Source organism: Fibrobacter sp. (assembly GCA_024398965.1).
Taxonomy (GTDB): Bacteria; Fibrobacterota; Fibrobacteria; order Fibrobacterales; family Fibrobacteraceae; genus Fibrobacter.
Genome location: JAKSIF010000012.1, coordinates 53502 through 80025, shown reverse-complemented (window position 1 = coordinate 80025; position 26524 = coordinate 53502). Strand labels below are relative to the sequence as shown.

Sequence of the window (26524 nt, the reverse complement as noted above, 5' to 3'; positions counted from 1 at the left end):
AGAATGAAGAATGAAGAATGAAGAATGAAGAATGAAGAATGAAGAATGAAGAATGTTTACTTTAATGCTCATTTGTGCAATTTAGTGTGCGCGTTAAGAATGAGCTGATTGATTGGCCTTTATATATAGGGTGCTCGTTATGGGTTTGGTTATTTTTCTACCTTTTCCCCGTAAAATTTTAAAATGGAGGCGCTCATGTTGCGCATTGGTCTTATTGGTACTGGTACCGTCGGTGGTGGCGTTATTCAGATTTTGGAACAGAAGATTGCTGAATACAAGGAAAAGCTCGGCGTCGAAATGGAACTGGCATGCATTTGTGCCAAGTCCGACGAAGAAGTGGCTCCTTTCAAGGCTAAGGGTTACAAGACTTCTACAAACGCAGACGAGATGATCGCTTCCAACGATATCGATGTGCTGGTGGAACTTGCAGGTGGCTATAATATGCCTCGCAAGTGGATCCTTGCTGCTCTCGAAAGTGGCAAGCATGTTGTTACCGCAAACAAGGCTTTGTTGGCCAAGTACGGTCACGAAATCTTCCCCCTGGCTGCTAAGAAGGGCCTGCATGTTCTGTTCGAAGCTGCTGTGGGCGGTGGCATTCCTATTATCCGTAGCCTTCAGGAAGGTCTCCTGGGTTCTACCGTTGAAAACTTGAGCTGCATCATTAACGGCACCTGTAACTACATCCTTTCCCGTATGGCAGAAGAAGGCCTGGACTTCGACGTGGTTCTGAAGGATGCCCAGCGTCTGGGTTTTGCCGAAGCTGACCCCACCTTCGATATCGAAGGTATCGACTCCGCCCACAAGACTGCCTTGCTGGCATCTCTCTGCAGCGGCCATCGCGTAGACTTCGAAAAGATTCACGTTACCGGCATTTCCAAGATTACCGCCCAGGATATCGCCATCGCCAAGGAACTTGGCTGCTGCGTTAAGCTCCTGGGCATTTACCGCCGCGAAGGTGACCGCGTGGATGCCCGCGTCCATCCGTGCCTGGTTCCCATGGAACACCAGCTGTCCAGCGTAAACCGCGTTCTGAACGCCGTCTATCTGCAGTGCGACAACCTGGGCGAAACCCTGCAGACCGGCGCTGGCGCTGGTCGTCTGCCCACCGCTTCCGCCGTTGTAGCCGACCTGGTTTCCCTGGCCCGCTCCACCGATTGCGGTTCTCGCAAGGCTCTCCCCATGGGCTGGTTCAACGTTGAAAATTCTGCGACCCTGGTTCCCATTTCCGAAACCAGCGCCCGCTACTACCTGCGCTTTACTTCCCGTGACGCTTGCGGTGTTCTCGCCAAGATTACCAAGATTCTTGCCGACAACAACATTTCCATCGAAACCATTATCCAGAAGAACGTCAAGGATCCGGGTAAGGTTTCTGTGGTTGTCATTACCGAAAACACCCAGGACAGCAAGGCTCAGAAGGCTGTGGATGCCATCGACGCCCTGGCTGAAATCGTGGAAAAGAGCCAGGTTATCCGTTTCTTGGCTTAATGTAGACGGGGTCGGTACAGCCGACCCCTGTTTGAATCTTGTAGAGTTGGTGTAGATATGATTCGAGCTACCACATTGGAACGAGTTCTCGTGGTCCTGTCGGACTTCGTTGCTTTGTCCATTTGCTTTGGCTTGGCGTTTTGGGTTCAGTTTCACAGCGGTTGGATTGTAGACAAGTTTGACCCCAACAAGGCTTTTGCGGAATACTACCACATGGGTCTTGTATTGAATATTGGCTGGCTTGTCCTTTTTACCTGTGCTGGTCTTTACCGTTCTTGGCTATTGCAATCTAGAACCCACCAGATTCTTAGGGTTCTTCGCGCGGTTGCCTTGGGAATCGTTCTTGTAATCGTCTGCCTCTTCGGAGCCGAGTTCATAGGGAAGGTTTTTTCCAATGAACCGTTGAGCAGTGGTTATCTTTATGGATCCCGCTTCCCATGGATCTTTATCTACGGCGGATTCTCTCTCTGTCTTGTAGTCCTCCTACGTATGTTGATCTACACTTGCCTGCGAGGTTTGCTTCGTCTTGGCTATGGTGCGAACAACATTCTTGTTCTTGGTGCAACTGAGTCTGGTCGAAAGATTGCCGAAGCTCTTGCAAAGAATCCGGAACGGGGACAGCGTGTCATTGGCTTTGTCGATGAACGTTTCCAGGTGATGGATCATGAATTTGCTGGTGTGCCGGTTTTGGGCAAGTATGCGGATCTTCCGGCTTTGATTAAAAAGCTGAAGGTTACGGGTATTATTATTGCGCACGAAAGCAATTCCCCTCAGGAAATTATGCGTATCCTGGTTTGGATTTGCGAGAATCCGTTGCATATTTATTTGGTTCCGGAACTTTATGGTGTAGTCAATGGACAGTTTAAGGCCAACCTGGTTTATGGTTTTGAACTTCAGGAACTGTTCCCCTTTACCATGCCGCCTTGGCAGGTTCGCGTAAAGCGCATTATCGATATTCTGTTTGGTGCTTTCCTCGGGATCTGTTCCTTGCCGGTTTGCCTTTTTGCTGCCATTGCGATTAAGCTTTACGACCGTGGTCCCATCTTCTATTCCCAGGAACGAATTGGCTTGTATGGCAAGCCGTTCATGGTGTACAAGTTCCGTACTATGCGAACCGATGCGGAAAAATTTGGTGCTCAGTGGGCAACCAAGGATGACCCCCGCATTACAGGTATCGGCAAGTTCCTCCGCAAGACTCGTATCGATGAACTTCCTCAGATTCTTTGTGTGCTGAAGGGTGATATGAGCATGGTTGGGCCTCGTCCTGAACGTGCTGTGTTTATTGGAAAGCTTCGTGAACAGATTCCCTTCTATATCAGCCGCTTGAAAATGAAGCCAGGCCTTACAGGCTGGGCTCAGGTGTGCCATCACTATGATACCAGCACTGAAGATGTGAAGATTAAGCTCCAATATGATATGTACTACTACGAGAATATGAGCCTGTTGTTGGATTTCCAGATTCTTGTTCGTACAGTCTATGTTGTTTTAACAGGAAAGGGCGCTCAGTAGCAACAAACAGAGTTTGTTGCTACTAATGAATAATGAAAAATGAACAATTAACAATTGGATAATCATGCCTACGGCATGTAATAATAATGCGCGAAGGCCTTTGTAATCATTGTTCATTGTTAACTGTTAATTGTTAATTTGACTTGATGTTTTATAAGGATGAATAAGTATGTACGGTGATAATTCTACTCCGGTATTTCCTACAGAAGATGCTTTGACCATGATCCGTTTGGCTTTGGCCGAAGATGTCCGTACTGGCGACGTGACCAGCATGTGGACCATTCCTGCCGACCAAAAGCAGCATGCCCGTCTTATTGCCAAGGAAGATGGCGTTCTCGCTGGCCTTCCCATTATTGAACTGGTGTTCAAGGAAATGAAGGCAAATGCAACCGTGACCCTCCACAAGAAGGATGGTGACGTGGTGAAGAAGGGCGATCTGATTGCGGAAATGGATGGTACCACCCATGAACTTCTGACTGGTGAACGTACCTTGTTGAACTTCATCCAGCAGCTTTCCGGTGTGGCGACTGTGGCCCACACTTTCCAGGAAGCCTTGAAGGGTGGCAAGACCAAGGTTCTCGATACCCGTAAGACTGTTCCCGGTTTCCGTACCTTGCAGAAGTATGCCGTTCGCGTGGGCGGCGGTTCCAATCATCGCATGGGTCTTTTTGACATGGTGCTGGTGAAGGACAATCACATTGCCGCTGCAGGCGGTGTTCTTGAAGCCCTGGCTGTTGTCAAGAAGAATAACACCCAGAACCTCATGGTTGAAATGGAAGTGGAAACTTTCGATCAGCTCCGCGCACTCTTGAACAAGGGCGTTGACGTCATCATGCTGGACAACATGAGCAACGAGACCATGGCAGAAGCCTTGAAGATCATCAAGGAAAGCGGCGACAAGTGCCTGGTGGAAGGTTCCGGCAACATGACTCTGGAACGTGCTAAGGAAATCGCAACTTTGGGCCTGGACTTCATTTCTGTAGGTGCATTGACCCACAGCGTGAAGGCTCTTGATATTTCCATGAGAATTTAGGGCGAACAAGTTACGCAGTGAAAAGTGAATAGTGAAATATGAAGAATGAAAAGAATGATGCCTGCGGCATAAGTAAAAGACGCGAAGCGTCATTATAAACATTTTTAATTCTTAATCCTTCATACTTCATTAAGATTATTTGTAGCAAGATGACTGTAGAAAAAGAAAACATCGCTGATTCTGTAACGCTTGTTGTTGACGTTGGTAATACCCATACAGTTCTTGGTATTTTCAAAGGTACCAAGGTGGTGGATTATTGGCGTCTTACTACCCGTAAGGAAACCACTTCCGATGAAGTGATGAACAAGGTGGGTGGTCTTCTTGGTTTTTCCAAGATTAAGCCAAGTGAAATTGCCCATGTGGGGCTTTCTACTGTGGTGCCTGCCTTGGAACGCCCGTGGATCAAGGCTCTTGATTCCCTGCTGAAAAAGCATGTGCAAGTGGTAAACGCCAAGAATTGCCTCGGTCTGAAAATTGATTACCAGAATCCATCCATGGCTGGTGCGGACCGCTTGTGCAATGTGATTGCAATGCGCGAGGAAGGTTTCAAGAATTCCATTATCGTGGATATGGGCACTGCGACGACTTTCGATGTGCTGAAAGATGGTGCCTTTGCCGGTGGTGTGATCATTCCTGGTATTAATGCAAGTTTGGATGCCTTGACTGAAAAGGCGGCAAGGCTATTGCCGGTGACCATCGAGTGGCCAGAAAACGTGGTGGCGGATAATACAGACGATGCCATCCGTGCAGGACTTTTGTTTGGATTTTTGGCTCAGTTGGAATTCTTGATTGGTAAGATCAAGAAGGAAGTCGGTTGTGAGGATTTGCCGGTTTATGCTACCGGAGGCTGGGGCAAGATGATTGCTCGCCGCACGACTTTGATTGACAAGTACGATCCGTTCCTTACATTGCGAGGTATTCGCCTTGTTGCCGTGAACGGAAATGTTGCTGCTTCTGCGGATGAGACCCGGGACAGCGAAGAAGAATAAAGGAGCTGGCTATGCGTTGCTTGGTAACTGGTGGTGCTGGATTTTTAGGAAGTCATCTTTGTGAACGTCTCCTGAATGATGGTCACGAAGTTATTTGTCTTGATAACTATTTCACGGGCCGCATGGCCAATGTGGCGCACCTGCGTGACAATCGCAGCTTTGAACTGATTCGCCATGACGTGACGGAACCTATCCTTCTGGAAGTGGATCGTATCTTTAACTTGGCTTGCCCCGCAAGCCCGGTGCATTATCAGTACAATCCGGTAAAGACGATTAAGACCAGTGTCATGGGCGCAATCAACATGCTTGGCCTCGCCAAACGAGTCCATGCTCGCATTTTGCAGGCTAGCACCAGCGAGGTTTACGGCGATCCTGCAATTCACCCGCAGACTGAAGACTACTGGGGAAACGTGAATCCCATCGGAATCCGTAGCTGCTACGACGAAGGAAAGCGCGTGGCTGAAACTCTGTTTATGGATTACCATCGCCAGAACAATGTGGATATTCGCATTGTCCGTATTTTCAATACCTATGGCCCCCGCATGCTTCCTAATGATGGCCGTGTCGTAAGCAACTTTATTGTGCAGGCTTTGCAGGGCGAAGACATTACTATTTACGGTGATGGCTCCCAGACCCGCAGTTTCTGTTATGTGGACGACCTCATCGAAGGCTTTGTGCGTATGATGAACCAGGAACAGATTATTGGACCTGTGAATATTGGCAACCCTGGTGAATTTACCATGCTGGAGCTTGCCAAGGAAGTTTTGGACCTGACTGGTTCCAAGAGCAAGATTGTTTATCAGCCGCTGCCTGGTGACGACCCGAAGATGCGCCGCCCCAACATTGACTTGGCTAAGAGCGCCTTAGGCTGGGAACCCACCATTCCTTTGCGTAAGGGCCTTGAAAAGACTATCTGCTACTTCGATGAATTGTTGAAGAACAAGTAAGGCTTAAAAAAGAAAGACGAGCGGAAACGCTCGTTTTCTATTTGGCCTTACATCCTACGATGCTGCAGATTGGACACTGATCCACTTTATGGCCCATGGCCTTGCAGTAGGTGCGGCCGAATAAGATAATTTGCAAATGCTTCTTTTCCCAGTCTTCCTTCGGGAAGACTTTTTTTAGATCGGCTTCTGTGCGTTCTACGGAGCTGCCGTCAGAAAGTCCCCAGCGGGCCGCCAGGCGATGAATGTGCGTATCTACAGGGAAGGCTGGAATCTTGAAGGCATGAATCATCATGACGCTTGCGGTCTTGTGACCGACGCCGGGGAGGGCTTCCAGTTCTTCAAAGGTACGGGGAACTTCTCCGCCGTATTTTTCCACGAGAATTTGCGAGAGTTTAAAGATGTTTTTGCTCTTGTTCTGGTAAAGTCCGCAGGTCTTGATGTATTCTGCAATCTTTTCTACACCGAGGGAAACCATCTTGGCTGGAGTATCTGCAACTTTGAAAAGTTCTGCGGTTACCAGGTTGACGCGGGCGTCCGTACATTGGGCGCTGAGTGCCACAGCGACAAGAAGCGTGAAAGGGTCGCGATAATTCAGTGGAATGGGCGGGTCGGGAAACAGCTCGTCTAATTTCTGAGTAATAAAGGCGATTCGATCTTTCTTTGTCATAGATATGAATTAACAATGAATAGTTAACAGTTAACAATTTTGATAAAAGACGGCAAAGCCGTAACATTATAAAGCGCCGAAGGCGCCATTATCACAATTGTTCATTCTTCATTGTTCACTGTTCATTCTTAAGCATCTCTAGTAAAGTCTTGCTGCATGTTGAAGCTTGGCATTTCGTCGTGAGGACGGCCGACCTGAACAGCGGGGACCCCTGCGTAGGTTGTATGTGCAGGAACGTCGCCAACAACAACGGCTCCGGCGCCAATCTTTGCTCCATCGCCGATATGGATGTTTCCCAGCAATTGAGCGTGGGCGCCTAACATGACTCCGTTGCCAATCTTGGGATGACGATCGCCAACTTCGTTGCCGGTACCGCCCAAGGTTACGCCATGGAGGAAGGATACGTTGTTGCCGACGATTGCTGTTTCGCCAATCACGATGTTAGTTGCGTGGTCTACCAGAATGCCGTAACCGATTTTTGCCGCAGGATGGATGTCCATGCCGAACTTACGGCTGATAATGCTCTGCAGCATCTTGGCGGGGAAGGATCGGTTTTCTTCCCAAAGGATATGCGCTACGCGGTAGGCCTGCAGACCCTGGAATCCCTTGAAGAAAAGCATGGGCTCCAGATAGCTGGTACATGCCGGGTCACGCATCACAGTGGCGTGAAGGTCCTTGGCGGCACTGGTCAGCAGTTCCGGATACTTCTGGTAAAGTGCGTTGAACATCTTTTCCAGTTCATTGCGGTCAATGACCTCTCCGGCCAGCTGACAGGACAAGGTGACGGAGAGCATTTCTCCGAAACTGTGGCGAGAAAGAACCTGCTCGTTGATCATCAATACAGACAGCGGCTCTGTCTTGATGAGAGCTTCGGCCTCTTCACGGATAGATTCTTCTATTTCGCTTATGGTCATTTTTTATCCTTGGATTCGTCGGCATCGAGAGTGGGGATGACCTTGTTTTCCTGGCAGAGGTTTTCTTCGCGGATCTTGAAGGTGAAGTCTACCAGGTTGTTCTCGAACATCTTCTGGTAAGGCTTTTTCTTTTGGACGCTTTCTAATGCGCAGGTACAGTAGTTGATTCGTTGAATAAGCGTGTTGTCATTTCGGGGAGTGCCTTGGGCAAATACGCATTCATGCATGATGGCGTATTCCATGGCTCGGTCGTAGCGGTACTTGCACTTGTTAGGCAAGTCCGGCTGGGCGGCAACCTTTTCAATGGCTCCCTGGGTAGGAACGCTGTTCATGACACTGCAGGTGATGAAGCCTATGACAAAAAATACAAGACAAACAAGCAGGTTTATCAAGAAACGCTTGCCGCGGCTGATTTTGCTGTAGCTGCGACCTACGGCCTCAATGGTTTGTGTGGCGTGTAGCCTTACGTCATCTAAATCGTTATTAGCCATGAATCTCTCTCAAATATCAAGCTAAAGCGCTTAGGTTTCTTCCAGGGTCCAAATGTCGGGCAGGGTTCGGTATTCTTCCGCATAGTCCAAACCGTAGCCCACGACGAATTCATTCTTGATCTCAAAGCCGACGAAGTCCGCGTGGATATTTGCTGTGCGTCGCTCTTCCTTGTTCATCAGGACGCATGTCCGGACTTCGGCTACACCTGTATCCTTCAGCATGTGCGTCAGGGCGAACATAGTGTTGCCTGTGTCCAAGATGTCGTCAACCAGAAGGACGCGCTTTCCCTTGAGGTCAATCTTCTCGAGCCCAGAGACCTTGATTTGGCCGCTGGATTCCGTGCCGTCTCCATAGCTCGATGCCTTGATGAAAGCGATACGGATTTGCGGCTTTGCCAAGGCGCGGCTTAAGTCGGCGGTAAACATGTATGCCCCGGTAAGAGCCGAAAGGATTACGTCAAATTCATAGGATGCCGCGATGCCTGCTGCCAGTTCGCGGATTCTCTTTTGAATTTGTTCAGCCGTAATCATCGGCTTTTGGGACATTCTGTACACGCTATACCTCGAAGTTCAACCAGCTGAACATGGGCTTAAGACCGGAAAGATTGCCGGCAGTATCCTTCAGGTATTCCTTGTAGAAGGGGAACACCTTGTTTTCGAGGCTGGTCTTGTCGATGCCAAGCTGGAGCCAGTCTGCTACCGTAATGAGGCCGGTGATATGGTCTACGGTAGCCTTGCTGTACTTGGTAGACACTGCGTCGATCAGTTCGCAAAGTCTTGCGAAGAAGATTCGTCCGGTGCCACCAAAGCTGAAAGTGGTTTCCAGGCGCTTTGCTTCGTCAATCAAGTCCTGGATTTCATCAAAGAGGTTCTTGTCGTCCTTCTTCAGGTACTGGAGAGCCATGTGATGAATCTTGGAGTTGATTTCAAGAGACAGGATCTTGCGCAGGGTATCGGGCAGGGTATGGTCGGGGTCGGCCAAACTGTCGATAGAAAGACCGTGGGACAGGGCGAAGCTGGAGAAGGACTTGGTAATGGAGGTCAAGTCCTTGCGGGTGGTAATCTGGTTGATACGACGGAGGGAGTCGCTCATTAGGTCACGCATGCGGACCACATAGGCTGTGGGATATTCGCTCTGGAGTTCCTCTGTGCTCATGTTGGGATTGCTTGTGAACTTCAATTCGTTCTTGTCGTTCTCGCCGTCAGCCACAACGATGTTGATTCGGCCGAGGCTGTCGGTAATGACCAGAACGGAGGCAATGCGGGATTCTCCAATCATCTTGTCCTTGTATTCGGCGCGGACCAGAGTTTGATTGTCGTTGCTTGCAATCTTGGTTGCGGTCATGCGATCGTCTGCGTTGTCGTAGCCTTCTTCCAAGTTCAAGTGGAAGATGGCGGCGCGTTCAGCCATCTGCTTAACAACAACGGGCACCTGTTCTTCTGCGTAACGGGTAAATACTTCTGCACCATTCCACTTGTGCTCGTTACTGGTGGCGCGTCCCAGGATACTCAGGAACTGGTTACGGATATGGTGGTCGCGGGGGAGGAACGGTTCCAGCAGTTCCATGGCGCGCAGGGCGTAGCGCATGTTCTGCACAGGTTCCAAGCCTTCGATATCATTGAAGAACCAACCACAGCTAGTGAAGCTGAACAGGCAGAACTTCTGGATTTCCAGAAGGCGGATTGCCTTGGCGCACATTTCCTCGTTTTCGGGAGCCTTGACTGTGGCGGCGAGGAAATCCTTGACTCGCTTCTTGTCTTCGGGAGCCACCAGGGTCTGCACGTAGTTGTTTCGTGCATCCCAGGGATTTACGTTGGAAATCTTTGCGAACTCACGGACAAAGACGTCGTCTGCAAGCTTCTTCAGGTGGTTCATGGCGTCGCGGAGAGATCCGCGCCACTTCTGGTTCCAATCGGGGCCGCCGCCGGTGGAGCAACCGCAATCGCGGTACCAACGGCCAACACCGTGGGCGCAGCTCCACGCACAACCTTCGCTATGGAAGTTCTTGAGGAGGACTTCGTGCTTAGGCGGGAACTTTTCCAGGAACCAGCCGTAGTTTACCGGCACCATGTTGTTTTCGGGGGCGTAATGGTTGTAGAGCCATGCGGCGCACATGTCGCCGAAGGGCTCGTGGTGGCCGTAGGATTCGCCATCGGTACCAATGCTGACCAACTGCGGATCGACCCGGTTCTCATCCCAGGCGTCCTTGATGCGGCGACCGAAGGTGCCTGCGTCGCGGAGCAGATGTTCAAAGCCTACTGCAGAGGAAAGCCAGGGATTGTAGAAGAATACATCCAGGTAACCGTCACAGACAAGGTTACCTTCCTTATCGCGGGGATAGATGCGGTAGGGGCGGGTGGTGTCGATATCGGTGTTTGCGCAACCCTGCCATTCGCCATCCTTGGCGGAACCATCTTCTGCCAAGGCGCGGAAGGAATCTGCCTGGGTGGGGGAGAGAATGGTAAACTTGATGCCAGCCTTGATCAGTTCCACCACCGTTTCCATATTGATGGCGGTTTCTGCCAACCACATGGCCTCGGGCATACGTCCGAAGTGGAACTTGAAGTCTTCAATGCCCCAGCGAATCTGGGTCTTCTTGTCTTCTGCAGAGGCAAGGGGCATGATGATATGGTTGTAGACCTGGGCAATGGCGTTGCCATGACCGTTCAAACGTTCCATGCTGCGCTTGTCAGCTTCCTGGATGCGCTTGTAGGTTTCGGGAGTATGGGTGCGAATCCATCCCATGAGGGTGGGACCCATGTTGAAACTCATGAAGTCGTAGTTGTTTACGATATCTACGATGCGGCCGTTAGGGGAAAGAATTCGGCTTGCGGAGTTAGGACTGTAGCACTGGCTTGCAATGCGGTCGTTCCAGTCATGGTTGGGGCGTGCGCTGGGCTGGTTTTCGATAACACCAGTCCAAGGATTTTCGCGGGGCGGCTGATAGAAGTGGCCGTGGATAGTAAAGTAAAGAGGATGTTTTTCAGACATGCTTAAAATATAGAAAACGCAGGCCGAAACCTGCGTTTTGTAACATTCAAAGTGCTGTGACAGCTTGCTATCTGATGCGGATCGTTTGCTGCATGGAAGCGGAATTTGACCTAGCGCGGATGATGTAGTTTCCGTTGGCCAAGGGTTCTAGGCTAAACTGCATTGTTCCTGCAGGAATGTTACCCTTGAACAGGCTTGCGACTCGGTTTCCCTGCATGTCAAAAATATCCACTGACCCGTATTCAGAAACAGGAACTGAAAGTTGCAGGATCTTGCCACGAACAGATGCTGTTAATTTATTTGTATTGAAGGTTGCATGACGGCGAGTGATGATGTCGCTGGGATCTGCCTTTACGTTTTCCCAGCCCGGCATATCGTCGAGGGCAATAATGCGCTCATCATCAAGATTGCGCTTCCACATGTCGGCAGGGGTCTTTTCCAGAAAGTTTCCACTCCAGGTCTGGCTCCAGGTCATCCAGTAGCTCCAATAGGATTTGTCTTCGGCAATGCTGTCAATGTCGGGAATGGCGCCGTTTTCGCTGAGTGCAATCATCTTGTTGGTGCCCACTTCTTCAATAATCTTGTTCCAGTAATTGGCTGCGGAATTATGGTTGTTCAGCGGGTCGTAAATATCCACTGCAACAATGTCTACGTACTCATCGCCTGGATACCAGGCTCCGTTGAGGGCGGAGTAGTCGTAGCCGAGCTTGGGGTCGGTATTGATGTTCCAGACCCAAATCAAGTTTTTGTTCTTGTTGACGTTTACCATACGGTCGAAAACAAGGCGCCAAAGCTGCACGTAGCATTCGGGAGAGGCAACTCCCCACCAGAACCAGCCACCGCTTGCTTCGTGAAGAGGACGCCATACTACGGCGATGCCCTTTTCTTCAAGCTGCTTGAAGTAACCGGAAACAATGTCTACGTCAGCTACGATGTCCTTGTATTCCTTGGAAGTCTCATCAATTTCTTTGCACTGTTCTCCCTTGAAGGCCTTGGTATAGTTAAAACAGGTGTTGGTTCCGGAAGTTCCCATGACACCTTCTTTGCAACCTGGGTCGTTGAAACCAGCAGGCGTTCCTTGGGTGTAGAACACTGTGTCTTGCCCAACTTTCCAGTGCCAGGTGTAAGTGGGAATACCACCCATCTTCCACAGGTCTTCTGTCATAACCAGGTTGTTTTCGGTATAGCCTCGGAACCATCCTTCTTCGTGATGTCCGCCAGCGGCAAAAAGCATATCGAAACCGCCAATGGCAGGATAGTGGCCGGAGCGCTTGTAGAATTCGGCGATGTCGGTTTGGCCCTTCCAGGTGTCTTCACCCTTTAGGAACTTGCAGGAATCTTCAGGGGTGCATTCTGCGGCAGAAAGCAACTTCATGTTGCCGTAATCGTAGTTGAAATTCTGGTCGCTGATCATCATGCCGCTGATGGTCTTCTTTAAGAAGTTGTCGCGGAGGAAGGTCTTTACCTTTATTGCGCTTTCTGTAGCACCCGGAGTTACGGGCTGGGCGCTAATGTTGAATTCCGGATCGGGATGTTTTCCAACGGTAATGTAGTCTACACCGATTGCATCGTTGCCAACGGTAATTGTATTTTCGCCAGCCTTCATCTTGGCGGAGGCAGTTACGACATAGGCGGAGTCGCAGTTACGAGGTGTCGTCAGCATGGAACCAACATCAACTCCGTTAACCTGGATCTTGGAGGTTGTCCAGTCGTACTGCTTGATGAGCACGTTGGTTTCGATGTCATACATGGCAGTTTCATCCACCTTGACGGTAAATGTCATTGCCTTGCTGACTTTTACGTACTTTCCGCCGGAGAATCCGTCTTTTGCAATGACATCAGCGGCAGCAATGCCCTCCTGATCTTCTGCTTCGTACTTTGTGGGGGCTGCATTTGCAGAAACAACGATTCCTGCGACTGTTGCAAAAGAGATAGCCCATTTGGGGGCTTTGTAACATAATCCCATAAACACTCCTTAATTAAACCACCTTAAATCTATATTCGAAAATCATTTTTTCAAAATGGGAGAATGTTCTAAAAAGCTTAAATCGTTGAAATACTCGCACCATTAATAAAAAAAGCCTCGAGACGAATCCCGAGGCTCTTTATCTTAAAGAGAAAAAGCGAATTACTTAATCTTGACGGGCTGCGTAGCGGCGATGCCAGCACCCTTCACGCGGACAATGTACTGGCCCTTGGGCATTTCGCTCATGTTGAAGGCGTGGGTGCCTGCGGAAAGGCTTCCGCGGAACAGAGTTGCAATGCGGTTGCCGTTCAAGCTGAATACGTCAACAGAGGTTTCGCCCATAGTTGCCGTAGAAAGCATGATGCGGTTGCCGATCACGTTCATCTTTGCTGCAGGAACCGCTGCAGTAGCCTTGATGGACAACGGTGTTGCCGGGGTTCCGTCAAAGTAGGTTTCCACCTTGGTAATGGTAGCCTGTTCCGGAGAGAAAGTGTCGAATTCTGTATCGAAGTTGTTGATGACGATTGCGCCGCCGTCTACAAGAACGTTGTCAATCAGAACTTCACCGCTGAAATCCCCAGTGGTCATCTTGATAATGACTTCTGCCAGGTTGCCCAGGTTTTCTGTAATGGGATAATCATCTTCCCAGTAAGCAAAGTCTGCAACGGGGAAGGTGCAGGTTGCGGTTTCACCAGCGGCAACATCACAGTAGTTGTTTCCGTTGTACCAGCCCCAGGCCTGATGCTTGTCGTTTGCATTGGTCTTGAGAGCCATGGTGTACTGCAAATCCTGGGTGGAATTGTTCTTTACGGTAAAGGAAATTTCCTTATTGCCGGTAAGCTTGGTGGTAAACTTGTAGGTAAGATTTGCGCCTTCGCTTGCGTCAGTGTTAGCGTAGGTAACCTTCATCCAACCGTTCTGACCGCCAGCAGAAACCGCCTCGTCCTTAATCTTTACCTTGGTAGAATCCAGGTTGTAGATGGTGGTCAAGGCTGCTGCAGAATTTGCAAGGCTCCAGATGGCTCCCTTGTAGAAGTCGTTGCCGGCTTCTTCGTGGAGAGTCCAGCCCATTGCGCCGGAGTAGCCGTTTTCAAAGGCGTACTTGTAGGCGTCGGCAATGGTCATCTGGCGGGAGCCTGCAGGATCCTGGCTCAGGTTGCCACCGCTGGTGTTCACGTCGGTCCAGTCAGCGCCCGGGAGCTCGCCAACCACCATAGGCTTGTCCAGCAAATAGTAGCTGTACGGATTGTGGAAGGGACTTGCGCTGTTGGGATTCCATTCCGGATAGTAATGAACTTGGTAGAAGTCCAGAGTACCCTTGGTATACTTGTTTTCGCCGGCAGCCAAGAGCTGGGCGTCGGTGTAATAGTTTTTACCGCACTTGTCACTGGTCATGGTAAAGCGGGCGCTACCGTTAGAAACCAGGTTGGTGGGGGCTTCCTTGTGGATGGCGTCGGCAGTCATGTTGATGACGCGCTGGATGTACTTGATGTCCACCAGTTCGGTGCCCCAGCCGTTACCGAAGTTTTCGGTGCTAGTCATACCTTCCGGTTCGTTAAACACTTCCCAGGCGAGGAGTGCCGGGTGATTCTTGTATGCCTTTACCAGCGGGAGCACAGCCTTGTCAATGAAAGCCTGTGTTGCAGCTTCGTCCTTCAAAATCAATTCGTTTGCTTCGAAATCGAAACGTCCGCCCCAGTCGTGGGTGGAATTGTAATCCTTCTTCATCATGTCGAAGGAAAGAAGGCAGAGGTCCACCACGATGCCGTATTCTTCGGCGATGTCCAGGACCATACCTACGTTCTTGATGGTCTGTTCCTCAATGCCGGTGGCATAATGGGTGGTGGGGTCAAAGCTGGGGTCCATGGTGTTGTTGGTGAAAAGCCACCAACGAATGGAGTTACCGCCTGCGGCGCGAAGATCCTTCAGGTCCTTGCGTACGGCGTTTTCATCGATTGTCATCAACTTGCCGTTGGCGTCCTTACCAACGTCCTGGCTGAAGTTCCACCAGGCGATGTTCATTCCGTTGAGGAAGATTTCCTTGTTGTTATGGCAAAGCTTAGACTTGTCGGTAGAGCAGATGCTCATCTTGTAACCGTCACCGTTGGCGGCCATGGAAGTGCCTGCTGCGATCATGCCTGCAAGTGCCATTTTTGTCAGTTTATTCATTAGAATCTCCTTTTTTTTCGCCCTAAAATCTATATACTTGCAGGCAAAATGTTTCCCTTGGAAGATTATCATAACCTTAAATGTGAAATAAGTCATATTTTGGGGGCGCTTTAAGGGCACTTGAGACCGGATTTCTGCCGAAAAACGAAAAAAAACGCCGCGGAATAAATCCGCGGCGCACACATCCCAAACAAAATTCAGATTACTTAAGCTTGATTACCTGGGCGGCATCCATGCCAGCGCCCTTTACTCGGACGATGAACTGACCCTTGGAGAGGTCCGTCATGTCAAAGGCGTGGGTTCCGGCAGTAAGAGCACCGTGGTAGAGGGTCGTGATTCGCTTACCGTTCATGCCGTAGACTTCTACGTTTACGTCGCCGGTCTTGACGGTGGAGAGCATGATGCTGTGACCCTGAACGCTAAGTTTTGCAGAGGCTGCTGCAACCTGGTGGATTGCGTTGGGGGCGCCACTACCGATGATTTCTGCCTTTACGAAGCTGCCTTCTTCGACGGTAATCTTTGCAACTTTGTTGAAGTCGTTGATTACCACGCCTGCGTCAGTCTTTACATCGTCAAAGAACAACGTTCCAGACCATGCAGCGCCGGAGAATTCAATGTAGAACTTGCTGATGTTCTTCATGAAGTTGGTATAATCGTCGCCTTCAAGGATTACCTGGTCCTTAGCGGTGGTGCTCAGGTCAATTTTGCAAGTGGTGACTTCGCCGCCATTGATCCAGCAGCCATCGGGCTGAGCCCATGCCCAATCCGGAGCGCCGGTCAAGAATGCGATGGTGAACCATACGCCAGCGTCATTATTGGAGTTGTCCACTTCCAGGGTAACGACTTTTGCTGTAGAAAGGTCGATTTTACCGGACTTGATCACGATATTGCCCTTGGCGGTATCTGCGGCACTTGCGTTTGCGGTAACCATGAGGTAGCCGTTGGTTGCAGTATCTGCAGGGAAGGTAATGGTGTGGTCCACAGCGGTATCCAGGTCGGCAAGGGCGTAGCCAACTTCACATGCTGCAGCCGGAGCGTTACTGATGGTGTAATTGTCCCAGCCGGGCATATCTTCGAGGGCGTAAACGCAAGGAGATTTCAGGTTTGCTTCCCAGACGGTGTTCTTGGTCTTGCTGACGTACTTACCATCCCAGGATTCGTACCAAGGCATGTTCCAGCTCCAGACAGCACCATCCTTGTACATCAGGGATGCATCGGGAATAGGACCGTTTTCAGAGAGAGCCAGGATTTTGTCGCCGTTGATCTGCTGCATCTTCTTGAAGGCGGCGGAATTGCTCTGGTAGTCGTAAGCGGGGTTGTAGATATCTACGGAGAAAACGTCATAGTATTCTGCGCCCGGATTCCAGGTTGCATCGTCAAAGATGTCGGTCTGGGCGTTCCAAACCCAGATGAGGTTGTTGACTCCATTGACCTTGACCATGCGATCGTAGACCAGACGGTAGAGGGCTGCGTATTCAGCACCCTTGTGCATGTCCTTGGCGTCAGTAACGGCGCTCCACCAGAAGAATGCTCCGCCAGATTCATGGAGGGGACGGAAAATTGCTGCAGCACCCTTTTCCTGGAGTTGCTTGAAGTAGATGGCGATTTCGTCGATATCTTCTACAATCTGCTTATAGGTTTCGGATGTTTCGTCCCATTCGGTGGTGCCAGCCTTGAAGCCCTTGGTATAGTCAAAGTTGGTGAATTCCTTGGGGTTGCCTGCCTTGGTATAGAAGGCGTCAATAGTGTGGCTAGGATCCTTCCAGTGCCAGGAGAAAGCGGGAATGCCGCCGTTTGCCCAAAGGTCTGCGGCTGCGTCGATAGCTGTCTGTGTGTAGCTCTGGTACCAGGAATCGCTGGCCTTTACGCCGTTAGCGAACAGGAAGTCAAATCCCACCAGCGCAGGATACTTGCCTGCTGCGTCATAGACTGCCTGGACGTCGAACATGGACTTTACCTTATCGGAGTCCACATCGCCGGTCTGGACGCCGGAAATAGTGTGGTTGCCGAAGTTCGTTGCCAGGAAGTTGTAAAGTTTTTTGGCGGCATCGGTTGCATTGGGGTTAACCGGTGCGTAGCTGATTGCGGCCTGGGAAGCTGCTGCAGTTGCAAGGCCGAAGGCCAACAGAGTCTTGAGATTCATAAACACTCCAAATAAAAGTTTCCGAACCTAAAACTATACTCATCCATATAATGGAGGATAGAGTATCAACATCCAGGTTGTAATATCGTTGAAAAAAACTCAACGTGTATAAAGACGAAAAAATGGCGTTTTCGTGTGGAAAACGCCATTTTAGTCAAGCAGCGTTGGAAAAAATCTCAACATGTGATAAAATGCAAAAAGGCTCCAAAACGGGCCTTTTTCGCTAAAATCGGCAGATTACTTATGCTTGAATGTCATGCCAAACTGGAAGGTTCTAGACTCTCCAGGAGGAATCACAATGAGTCCTCGATGATGGTTCAGTGCGTCCGGTTCCGAGGTCATGGGCTCGATGGCGATGCTCATACGGTCGGGAGGTGTGTACATCTGTATAGCATTGTACTGTTCCTGTCCGGCACGTTGCCAAATATCCAGGGTTCCCTTGGTTCCGTCCAGGATAACGTGGGCATTGTTGGTCAGGTCCTGGGTTTCGGTTACCAGAACCTTGGCGTATTCGTCGCCGAGGCAGAGGCAGTCGTTGATGAATTCGTCGCCAATCTTGCGGCCGCCTATAAAGCGGGTGTCGTCCTTGAAATTTCCGGTGGGGAGGTCGGCACTGTCAAGAAGAGCGAGCTTTGTCTCGGGAAGGCTTAATGTCAGGTTGTCAATCTTTTCGCCCAGCATAAAGTAGGGGTGCCAGCCTTCGGAATAGGGTAGGTCCTTTTGGCCGATGTTTTCTACTCGGGCTTGGATTGTGACTGTTTCGCCAGTAAAGGTAACGATGTTTGTTGCACGGTAAGGGAAGGGGAAACCTGTGTAGGCGCCGGGCCAGTCGCAGGTGAAAATGGCGGTGCAGCTTTCGCTGTCGCTTTCAAAGCTCTGGAATTGCCATTCCTTGTTTTGCAGGAATCCATGGAGCGCATGGGGGGCCCAGCTTACATTGTTTTCTAGCTGGTAGGTGTTGCCGTTCCAGGTGAACTTGGCATAGGCGGTTCTTCCCGGGAAGGGCGTGAGCCTGCAGCCTGCGTTGGTATCGGGAGCTACCTGGTGCAGTGTTGCGCCATCGCGGTAGCCGAAGAGTAAATCATTGAGCTTGCCGTCGTCGGAACTGTTGGGTACACGCCAGGCGTTGAGACCGCAGCCAAAGCCGGAGAGAATTTCAAATTCGGCACCATCATCGCGTTGTAAAACGAAGCACTGTACGGTACCTAGAGGACGAGAAATAATCTTGAATTGACTCATATGTTTGAATGTAACTAATTAGCTGTCTAAGGGCATCATTTTTTGGCAATGACGCAAAAAAGTATCATTTAAATTCATAAAAATAAATTATTGAAAAAGAAAATAGGTAGTTGGTATGGTTTTGGCAGGTGGTAAGATTGGTTTTCATTAGGAAATAAACCTCAATTTTTTATTTTTGGGTCTATGAATAATCAGACTATCGTTGCCCCCATGACCCCAAACGGTGTTAGTGCCGTTGCCGCCATTCGAGTGAGTGGCTCTCGGGTTCGTGATGTGGTCAAGGCGCTCTTTGGCGAAAAAGCCGCGGCAGGACTAAAATCCCATATGGCAAAACTGGGCACGGCCAAATGGCCCGCCGATGTTGCAGGTGGTTGCAAAAATCTTTTGCCGAATGGGTGCCGCGCCGGAGCCGTCATCGATAGTTTGCTTTACTTGTATTTTGAAGGTCCGAATTCTTACACTGGCGAAGATGTTCTGGAACTTTATCCTCATGGGAACCCGCTGATTGTCCGTGACCTGCTGCAGGCTTGTCGCATGGTTGAGGGCGTTCGTTTGGCTGAACCTGGGGAATATACCCGCCGTGCCTTCTTGAACGGAAAGATGGACTTGACCCAGGCGGAATCCGTTGCAGACGTGATTCACAGCGCCAATCGTTCCGAACTGGAGAATGCACACCGATTGCTGGGTGGAGCCCTGTCCAAGAAAGTTGCCGCATTGACTGCCCAAGTGAAGGATGTTTCCGCCCGTCTTGAACTGGATGTGGATTTTGCAGAGGAAGAAGCTGATCCGGATTACGCCGGTTGGGAAACCCGCATTGTTGGCATTCGACAGTCGGTGCAAGATATTCTGAACAGTTTCCGCGGTAAGGCCGAAGTGGGCCGCTTGCCTCTGGTGGTTTTGTACGGCGCCCCTAATGCGGGCAAGTCTAGCTTGGTGAATGCCTTGCTTGGCGAAGACCGTATTCTTGTGAGCGATATTGCAGGAACTACCCGCGACTTCGTGGAAGTCCGCCTGTTCCTGGACGGTGGCGAAATCCGCCTAGTGGATACGGCGGGCCTTGCAGAAAAGGCTGCCGACGCTCTGGACGCCTTGAGCATGGAAAAGAGTAAGCAGATTCTTGCGGAAGCCGATTTGAAAATCCTGCTGGTGGATGTGGCAAACCAAGGACAATGCCATTCTGGAATCATTCATGAACAACGTCATTCTGGAGCCGAAGGCGATAGAATCCAAGGTTGTATTACGCCGGACTTGGTTCTTTATACCAAAGCAGATTTAAAGGTCGCCGAGCAGAGCCGATGCGCCGGCATTCCTGCATGTCGTCCTCGCGAAGGCGAGGATCTGGAATCCTTGTCCATTTCTTCCAAAACAGGCGCGGGCCTTACCGAACTTAAGTCCGTCCTTAACGCCCGTCTTTTCAAGAATCGCGAAAATTCCGAAGACCTCTGGATCACCAGCGAACGTGAGAAGGCCTGCCTCGAAGAAGCTCTGGCTGGCATCGACCGCGTTCTTGCGCAGCTGCGCTCCAATCCCGCAGTAGAACTGCTAGCCTTTGAAATGCAAATCGTTCGTCGAGCCCTCCAGAGCATTACCGGCGAAATTTCATCTGAAGACGTTTTACAATCCATCTTTGCGGGGTTCTGCATTGGGAAATAGCTATATCGGCGCCTTGCTCGCCATCGTCATTTTCGGCTCCTACATGGTGCCCCTGAAAAAGTGGTCCTCCTACTCTTCCTGGTCCTTCCTTTCCATGATGACCACGGGCGCTCTTATCTGCTCCTTGGTAATCGCCTTTGTGACGGGAACCTTTAACCTGAATCCCATCGGCTTGCTTTGCGGTGTCCTGTGGGTGGCCGGCGGTGCCTTCAGTTTCTGGGCGGTGCAGGCCGAGGCAGACCTTGCGGGCGCCGGCGTTCGTGCCATGGGCGTAAGCATTCTGTCGTCCTTCTTGACGGGGGTTTTGCTCTTTGGGGAAACCTCCGATTTCAAGTTTTCCATTCCTGCGATTATCTGCTTCCTGGTGGGCTTGTCCCGCTTGACGCCATCCACCGGTGGCTCTGTATTCAAGAACTGGCGCTCTTTCCTGGGCGGTTTCGTTTTCGGTACTTACCTCATTCCCTTTAAGTTGGCTTGTACCAATGGACTTGATCTGGTCATGGTCAACGGCCATCAGATGACCGACGTGGAATTTATGTGCCCGGCGTCCATCGGCATCTTCGTGGGTAGCCAGGTTCTTGTTGGCATCCTTACGCTGAAACGCAAGAAGTCCTTCGGCTTCCCCATGGTACCAAGCCTTATTTGTGTAGGCACTGGCGCCCTCTGGGTCTTTGGTATGCACGGCTGCTTCTGGGCTATCGCTCCCATTGCTGCCGGCGGTGCCTTGGGCTACGCTGTTGGCTATCCCCTTACCCAGCTGAATCTGCTGGTGAACCTATGCTGGGGTGTGGTTGTCTTTGGTGAGTACAAAACTGCCAAGGAACGCATCAAGTTGCTTCTAGCTACATTCATTATCCTTGCCGGTGCAGTTCTTCTGACTCTTTCCAAGGGCTAAACTACTTCACCGCAATCTTCTTGCTGATTTCGCCAACCTGCACCATGTAAACGCCGCTCTTCAGAGCGCTCAAATCCATGGAGGCGGATTTGCCGTTAATGGGTTGGCTCATGATCTTGCGACCGCTCAAGTCGATGAGCTGAATCGTCTTGACAGAGTTTCCAATAACGTCGATGTTCAGTGTGCGGCCCTGCAGTTTAATGCTGCCGACTTCTGCGACGGTTGTCCTGATGCTTGCACTGGAAATGGGCTCAATAATGGGCTTGGTTACTTCATCGTAACGTGCGGTTAATGCCATCAGGTACCAGGTGGAGTGGGGGAGCCATTGTTCGATCCAACGCCAGTTGTTCCAGGGTTCATCGGCTTTTCCGATGGCGGCCACGTCATCCCAAACGATTCCGCTGCCGTCTTCCTTGAGACCGCTGATGCCGTTGGCAATACCGCCTTCCAAGGTGGCGTCGTAGTTTGAAGTACCGTCATAAATTTTCGGATTCTTGATCCCCTTGCCGTACATCATGCAGACGCCATAGGGGTTCTTTCCCAGAATCCAGTCCAGCTGGTCGGTGGCGTACTTGTTGATAGCCTCGCTGTCCGCTCCGTTTCTGCCTAAAATCTTTGCTGCGTAGATTACAGCGGCGGAAAGGCTTGCAATGCGGGCGTCTTCGCCCTGCCACCAGTACTTACTTTCGTTGTCGTGAGGGATAAAGAAGGTATTCTTGATGGCGCCTTGGGTCTTTGCGGTCTGGCGGGCGTAGCCGAAGGGATTGTCCACTTCTGTAGTTACAGAAACGAGCCAGTTCAAGTGTGCACTTATTGCGTCTCCAACCTGGTAAAGAAGCTCGTTCATGGGGTCGCAGTCGCAGTCGGGACGAGCCCAAACAGGTCTTTTGTCGATAAATTCGTCCGAGGATATGTCTTGCTTGCTTTCGATTTCCGCAAAACGGCTTAAAGCAACAAGCGGGAGACCTGCGTCACTGGCATGCCAGAAGGGGCGAGTTTCGTCATCGTCGCTCCAGAAATAGCCCTTTTCGCTCATACGTTTGCTTAGGTGTCGTGCGCGCTTGCGGGCTTCAGTCAGGTAGGCCTTGTCTTCTGTGGCGGCGTACAATTCCGTTGCGGCAAGCAAGGCTGTGTAATCGTCGATGATGTTTTCCTTACCGTCATCGCAATACTCGCAAGTTCCGTCCATGGACTGTTTGCCTTGCAGATGTTCAAAGCCTTTCTTTGCTGCTTCCAGATATTGTTCGCTGGTGTAGTCGCCGCTCTTCTTCAAAGTCGAGGCGCGGGCGAGAGCTGCAATGGCCATGCCACCGCCTTCACGGAATGCGGTCTTGTAGTCTGCACTCTTTACGCCGTCGCTTCCGCTGAATGCACAAAGATAGCGGTTGCCCTGTCCCCAGTTATCGAATACCGTCATGTAGAAGAATCCGGACTCGTCCTGCATACGCATCAAAAAGTCTGCGCCGTAAATAGCTTCGTCAATTGCGGTAACTGTGGATGGGTTTGCGGTCAAGGTGCTAGGCATTTTTTCGGCAGTAAATGCCAAAGCCCAGACTGTCAGCGGAATCTGCTGTGGGTTCAGGTAGTTGGCGTAAGACAGGTGGCTAAAGTACTTGCTCACGTCACCGCTGGCGTCGTACCAGCCACCGTGAACGTCGCGGGTGACTCCGCTGCTGCCGTAAACGGAAACTTTCTTGTCCCAACCGATAATGGGGTCCTTGTCGGCGCGGTCCTTGTAGAAATAGTCCATCACAGACTTCAAGGTGTTGGTGGCCAAGGCGTTCTTGGCGATGACAATCTTCTCCAGAGAGGAACCGTCGGAAAGCTTGATGGTGTATGTTCCGGGGGTGGTCACTCCGGAAAAGTCTGCGGTGTAAAATACATCGCTTCCGCTGATCCAGTTGTCGGGATTTGTTCCCTTGCTCAATTTGCCGGAGTAGACTGCAGATCCGTCTAATTCTACGGTGAAGTCTGCTCCGTCAAGGCCTGCAGCAGCCTTGACTACTACGGATTTGGGTTGAGTGGCGTCGTAACCGACCTGGTTATAGTAAAATGTGCCGGCATTGGCTAAACCAAAAGTTGCCAATGCTGCGAAAGTGCATAATGAAAAAATCTTTGTCCTCATGCCATAAATTTAATTAACCCTCAGTGGAACGCAAGAAAAATGATGTTGGAAATGGTTCTCCAAGTAAACGGGTAAGCGGAAATGAATTGGTTTTATATACGCAATATTTGCGTTAAAATGTTTTGTGAAAGATGAAAGTGAGTTGCAAAAAGGCTTCTTTCGGTTTATTGTGCATGCTGCGAAATTCGTCCTTGCGCTTCGTAACAGGTTGAATATCAACAAAAATAAAGAAAGTTTGTGTAAATAACGCAGTAAATACGTTGAATACGAATAAATTTTCATTGGTTACTCTCTATACTCTTGACTTGAGTCAATGTTTAATCTACCTTTGCCCCCATAAAACAAGGATTGCGGTTAATTGCGAATCCTTTACCCTTTAACCTATAACCTATTGGCTAAAATATGTACTACGAAAGCATTAAGGTTCTCGACTGCACCATCCGCGATGGCGGTCTCGTCAACAAGCACGACTTCTCCCTGGAATTCGTCCGTCGTCTTTACACCCTCCTCAGCGCCGCTGGCGTTGACTACATGGAAATGGGTTACAAGAACTCTCCGGAACTGTTCGACCCCAAGGAATACGGCCCGTGGAAGTTCTGCGATGACGATCTGCTCTGGAAGGTGAAGGACGGTATCGATTCCAAGATGAAGATGGCTGTGATGGCCGACGTGGGCCGCGTGAACATGGACGCCGTGAAGCCCGCTTCTGAAAGCCCCTACCAGATGTTCCGCGTTGCATCTTACGTGAAGAACATCGACAAGGGTATCGAAATGGTGAACGCCTTCCACGACATGGGCTACGAAACCACTTTGAACATCATGGCTGTGAGCCGTGACCGCGGTCCGGAACTGGACGAAGCTCTGCACCAGGTCAACGAAGAATGCAAGGCCAACGTGCTTTATCTCGTGGACTCCTTCGGCGCCTTCTACCAGGAAGACATTGATAAGGAAATGCAGCGCTACAAGGGCATCGTAAAGAACAAGCAGTTTGGTTTCCATGGCCACAACAACCAGCAGCTGGCTTTCTCCAACACCATTCAGGCTATCATCAACCATGTTGACTTCCTTGATGGTTCTGTTTCCGGCATGGGCCGTGGCGCTGGTAACTGCACTACCGAACTTCTCCTTGGCTTCCTGAAGAACCCCAAGTACGATCTGCGTCCGGTTCTCGATGCCTACCAGGAATTGTTCCTCCCGCTCCAGGCCAAGTACGAATGGGGCTACATCATCCCGCAGATGATCACCGGTATGCTGAACCGTCATCCCCAGGACGCTATCGCCGTCCGTAAGACCGAAGACAAGGACAACTACCGCAAGTTCTTCGATCATATGATGAACGATTAAGAGGCGAATCCTGCGCAGAAATGCTCGCATTTCTGCATAGGTGAGCCGAAGAATCGAGCGCTAGTTATGAAATAACTAGCGCCACGATTAAGAGGCGAGAGCAGCGGAAAAATGCTTGCATTTTTCCATTGCCGAGCCGTTAATCAAGGACTCGCAGCCCGCAGGGCAAGAGTCCCACGACTAATCAGGCGAAAGTCCCAGGACTTTAAAAAAGACTTCCGTTAAAGGAAGTCTTTTTTGCTTATACAAGTTTAAATTTTTTGAAAAAGGGTTACTAAAACTTTATTTTTGAATCGTTTAGTGACCTTATTTTTAATTTGTGTGTATAGCGTGTGTCACTTTTTAAGATGTTGTCGTTTGTAGGGGTTACTAAACTTCTTCTTTTTTATCTTTCAGTAACCTTTTAAAATGAAAAGTAGGCTTTTTTTTAACGAGAAATGTGAATTTGTATGAAAAACGGGTTACTAAATTAATCGTTATAAGGCTTTTAGTAACCTAATTTAAGGGAAAAGACGTTTTCTAAAGGTGACTTTTCTACAGCCTTAAGTTTACTTCTTGAACTTCTTGGTTCCCTTTGGCGGCCCTGGCATGAAGGGGCTTCGGGCTTCTTCTTTTGCCTTGACTTCTTCGGCTGCAGTCTGTTGGCCGATTACCACATTGTCGCCAACGCTTAGTCCCTTAAGAATTTCTACGTTCACGCCATCGCTAATGCCGATTTCAATACGGCGGGGGGCAGCCTTTCCATCGATGCTCACCCACACGTGGTCGCCCTTCAGGTGAGGTTTGCGCTTGCCACCAGCTTTTCCGCCAAAGCCACCCTTTTCGAATCCGCCGGGACCCATCCCGGGGCCGCCTGGGGGAGGTCCGCCTGCACCCATGCCAGGAGGAGGCATTTTGCCTTCCTTGCTTGCGAAGTCCTTGCCGGCAAAGCCTTCCGGATGATGCTTGCCATCGGGGCCCATGCCATCGTGAGGTCTCTTGCGTTCTGCCATGGGGGTGCTTTCGTCGGGCGTAAACTTCAATGCTTTAACAGGAACTGCGATGGCGTCCTTTACTTCCTTTGTCACGATGGTGCAAGTGGCGGTCATGCCGGGCAGTAATTTTTGCTCAGGATTTTCTGCGGTAATGACAACCGTATATGTCACCACGTTGGATGTTGTAGTCGGGTTCAGTCTTACTTCTTGAACCTTTCCGCTGAACTTGTCTTCCTGGAAGGCGTCTACCGTAAATTCAACACGCTGGCCAGCCTTTACCTGTCCAATGTCCGCTTCGTCTACAGCGGCCATGACTTTCATCTGGCTCAAGTCTTTTGCGATGATGAACAGGGTGGGGGTGCTCATGGAGGCGGCTACCGTTTGGCCTACGTCAACAGCTCGCTTTAAAACCACGCCGCTGATGGGGCTCTTGATGGTGGCGTAGCTTAAGTTCAGTCGAGCCTGGGCAACTTCGTTCTTACGTTGTTCCACGGTGAATTGGGCTGCGTTCATGTTGTATTCTGCGGTTTCCAATTCCACGGCGCTGGCGCTTTTGCTCTCTGCCAGTTTTTTAGTTCGTTCGAAGGTGTTCTTCTTGTAGTTGAAATCGTTTTCCGCAGATTTGTAGGCGATTTCCGCCTGGTTCAAGGTTGCCTGCAACTTGGACTTGTCCAACTCTGCAATGACCTGCCCTTTCTTGACTTTTGAATTGAAATCCACATAAATCTTGCTGATGTCGCCGGAAACCTGGGTGCCCACTTCAACCTGGTCCACAGGCTCCAGGGAACCGGTTGCAGAAATAGTGGTGGAAATATCTGCCTGGACGACGGTTGCGGTAACCAGGGTGGCTATCTGGGCCTCGGCTTTCTTGTCTAGGACGAAAGTCTTGACTCCACATCCGATGCCGGCCAAAATGGCGACCACGATTATTATTTTCAGCAATTTCTTCATACTTTGTCTTATAAAATAGAAAGTATTGGTCTATTTAC

The 26524-nt window shown here is 50.3% G+C and carries 19 protein-coding genes; 8 read left to right on the top strand and 11 right to left on the bottom strand.

Annotation, left to right across the window (positions count from 1 at the left end):
- Positions 1-195: 195 nt before the first annotated feature.
- From MJZ26_07035 to MJZ26_07015, 5 genes are all read left to right on the top strand, one after another.
- The gene (locus MJZ26_07035) at positions 196-1485 is read left to right on the top strand and encodes a homoserine dehydrogenase (protein ID MCQ2105530.1); all 1290 of its coding nucleotides are present in this window, start codon (positions 196-198) and stop codon (positions 1483-1485) included.
- A gap of 57 nt (positions 1486-1542) precedes the next feature.
- The gene (locus tag MJZ26_07030) at positions 1543-2994 is read left to right on the top strand and encodes a sugar transferase (protein ID MCQ2105529.1); all 1452 of its coding nucleotides are present in this window, start codon (positions 1543-1545) and stop codon (positions 2992-2994) included.
- A gap of 169 nt (positions 2995-3163) precedes the next feature.
- Positions 3164-4027 (top strand): carboxylating nicotinate-nucleotide diphosphorylase, encoded by an 864-nt coding sequence (gene nadC, locus MJZ26_07025; GenBank protein MCQ2105528.1) that lies wholly within the window; start codon positions 3164-3166, stop codon positions 4025-4027.
- A 149-nt stretch (positions 4028-4176) separates the two neighbouring features.
- The gene (locus MJZ26_07020; protein ID MCQ2105527.1) at positions 4177-5016 is read left to right on the top strand and encodes a type III pantothenate kinase; all 840 of its coding nucleotides are present in this window, start codon (positions 4177-4179) and stop codon (positions 5014-5016) included.
- A gap of 11 nt (positions 5017-5027) precedes the next feature.
- A complete protein-coding gene (locus tag MJZ26_07015; protein ID MCQ2105526.1) occupies positions 5028-5963 on the top strand; it encodes an SDR family oxidoreductase in 936 nt (311 codons plus the stop codon).
- Positions 5964-6000: 37 nt separating this feature from the next.
- On the opposite strand, the gene nth is transcribed toward MJZ26_07015, so the two are convergent.
- The 9 genes from nth to MJZ26_06970 form a co-directional block, all read right to left on the bottom strand.
- Positions 6001-6630, bottom strand: a complete 630-nt coding sequence (gene nth / locus MJZ26_07010; protein ID MCQ2105525.1) for an endonuclease III — start codon at positions 6628-6630, stop codon at positions 6001-6003.
- 128 nt (positions 6631-6758) lie between these two features.
- Positions 6759-7544, bottom strand: a complete 786-nt coding sequence (gene cysE, locus MJZ26_07005; GenBank protein ID MCQ2105524.1) for a serine O-acetyltransferase — start codon at positions 7542-7544, stop codon at positions 6759-6761.
- Positions 7541-8035, bottom strand: coding sequence for a hypothetical protein (locus tag MJZ26_07000; GenBank protein MCQ2105523.1), 495 nt, complete (start codon positions 8033-8035; stop codon positions 7541-7543). The genes cysE and MJZ26_07000 overlap by 4 nt, the downstream gene beginning before the upstream one ends.
- A 30-nt stretch (positions 8036-8065) precedes the next feature.
- On the bottom strand, positions 8066-8581 hold the full coding sequence (hpt, locus tag MJZ26_06995) for a hypoxanthine phosphoribosyltransferase (GenBank protein MCQ2105522.1): 516 nt from the start codon (positions 8579-8581) through the stop codon (positions 8066-8068).
- 10 nt (positions 8582-8591) lie between these two features.
- Positions 8592-11027, bottom strand: coding sequence for a DUF3536 domain-containing protein (locus MJZ26_06990; protein MCQ2105521.1), 2436 nt, complete (start codon positions 11025-11027; stop codon positions 8592-8594).
- 67 nt (positions 11028-11094) lie between these two features.
- Complete coding sequence (locus MJZ26_06985) at positions 11095-12993, bottom strand: hypothetical protein (protein ID MCQ2105520.1); 1899 nt, start codon at positions 12991-12993, stop codon at positions 11095-11097.
- A 162-nt stretch (positions 12994-13155) separates the two neighbouring features.
- On the bottom strand, positions 13156-15162 hold the full coding sequence (locus MJZ26_06980; GenBank protein ID MCQ2105519.1) for a cellulase family glycosylhydrolase: 2007 nt from the start codon (positions 15160-15162) through the stop codon (positions 13156-13158).
- 202 nt (positions 15163-15364) lie between these two features.
- The gene (locus MJZ26_06975) at positions 15365-17305 is read right to left on the bottom strand and encodes a glycoside hydrolase family 26 protein (GenBank protein ID MCQ2105518.1); all 1941 of its coding nucleotides are present in this window, start codon (positions 17303-17305) and stop codon (positions 15365-15367) included.
- Positions 17306-17542: 237 nt separating this feature from the next.
- Entirely contained in the window at positions 17543-18544 is a 1002-nt protein-coding gene (locus tag MJZ26_06970) for an aldose 1-epimerase (protein ID MCQ2105517.1), read from the bottom strand.
- 183 nt (positions 18545-18727) lie between these two features.
- On the opposite strand from MJZ26_06970, the gene mnmE reads away from it, so the two are divergent.
- Both mnmE and MJZ26_06960 read left to right on the top strand, forming a co-directional pair.
- Positions 18728-20197: a tRNA uridine-5-carboxymethylaminomethyl(34) synthesis GTPase MnmE gene (gene mnmE / locus MJZ26_06965; GenBank protein ID MCQ2105516.1), complete on the top strand. Its 1470-nt coding sequence runs from the start codon at positions 18728-18730 to the stop codon at positions 20195-20197.
- A complete protein-coding gene (locus MJZ26_06960) occupies positions 20187-21092 on the top strand; it encodes a GRP family sugar transporter (GenBank protein ID MCQ2105515.1) in 906 nt (301 codons plus the stop codon). Before mnmE ends, MJZ26_06960 begins: the two co-directional genes overlap by 11 nt.
- 1 nt (position 21093) lies before the next feature.
- On the opposite strand, the gene MJZ26_06955 is transcribed toward MJZ26_06960, so the two are convergent.
- Positions 21094-23178 (bottom strand): glycoside hydrolase family 9 protein, encoded by a 2085-nt coding sequence (locus MJZ26_06955; GenBank protein ID MCQ2105514.1) that lies wholly within the window; start codon positions 23176-23178, stop codon positions 21094-21096.
- Between the two features lie 441 nt (positions 23179-23619).
- On the opposite strand from MJZ26_06955, the gene MJZ26_06950 reads away from it, so the two are divergent.
- Positions 23620-24561 carry an aldolase catalytic domain-containing protein gene (locus MJZ26_06950; protein MCQ2105513.1) on the top strand — a complete coding sequence of 314 codons (942 nt, stop codon included), beginning with the start codon at positions 23620-23622 and terminating at the stop codon, positions 24559-24561.
- A gap of 548 nt (positions 24562-25109) precedes the next feature.
- Here MJZ26_06950 and MJZ26_06945 read toward each other — a convergent pair.
- Entirely contained in the window at positions 25110-26486 is a 1377-nt protein-coding gene (locus MJZ26_06945) for an efflux RND transporter periplasmic adaptor subunit (protein MCQ2105512.1), read from the bottom strand.
- Between the last annotated feature and the right edge of the window lie 38 nt (positions 26487-26524).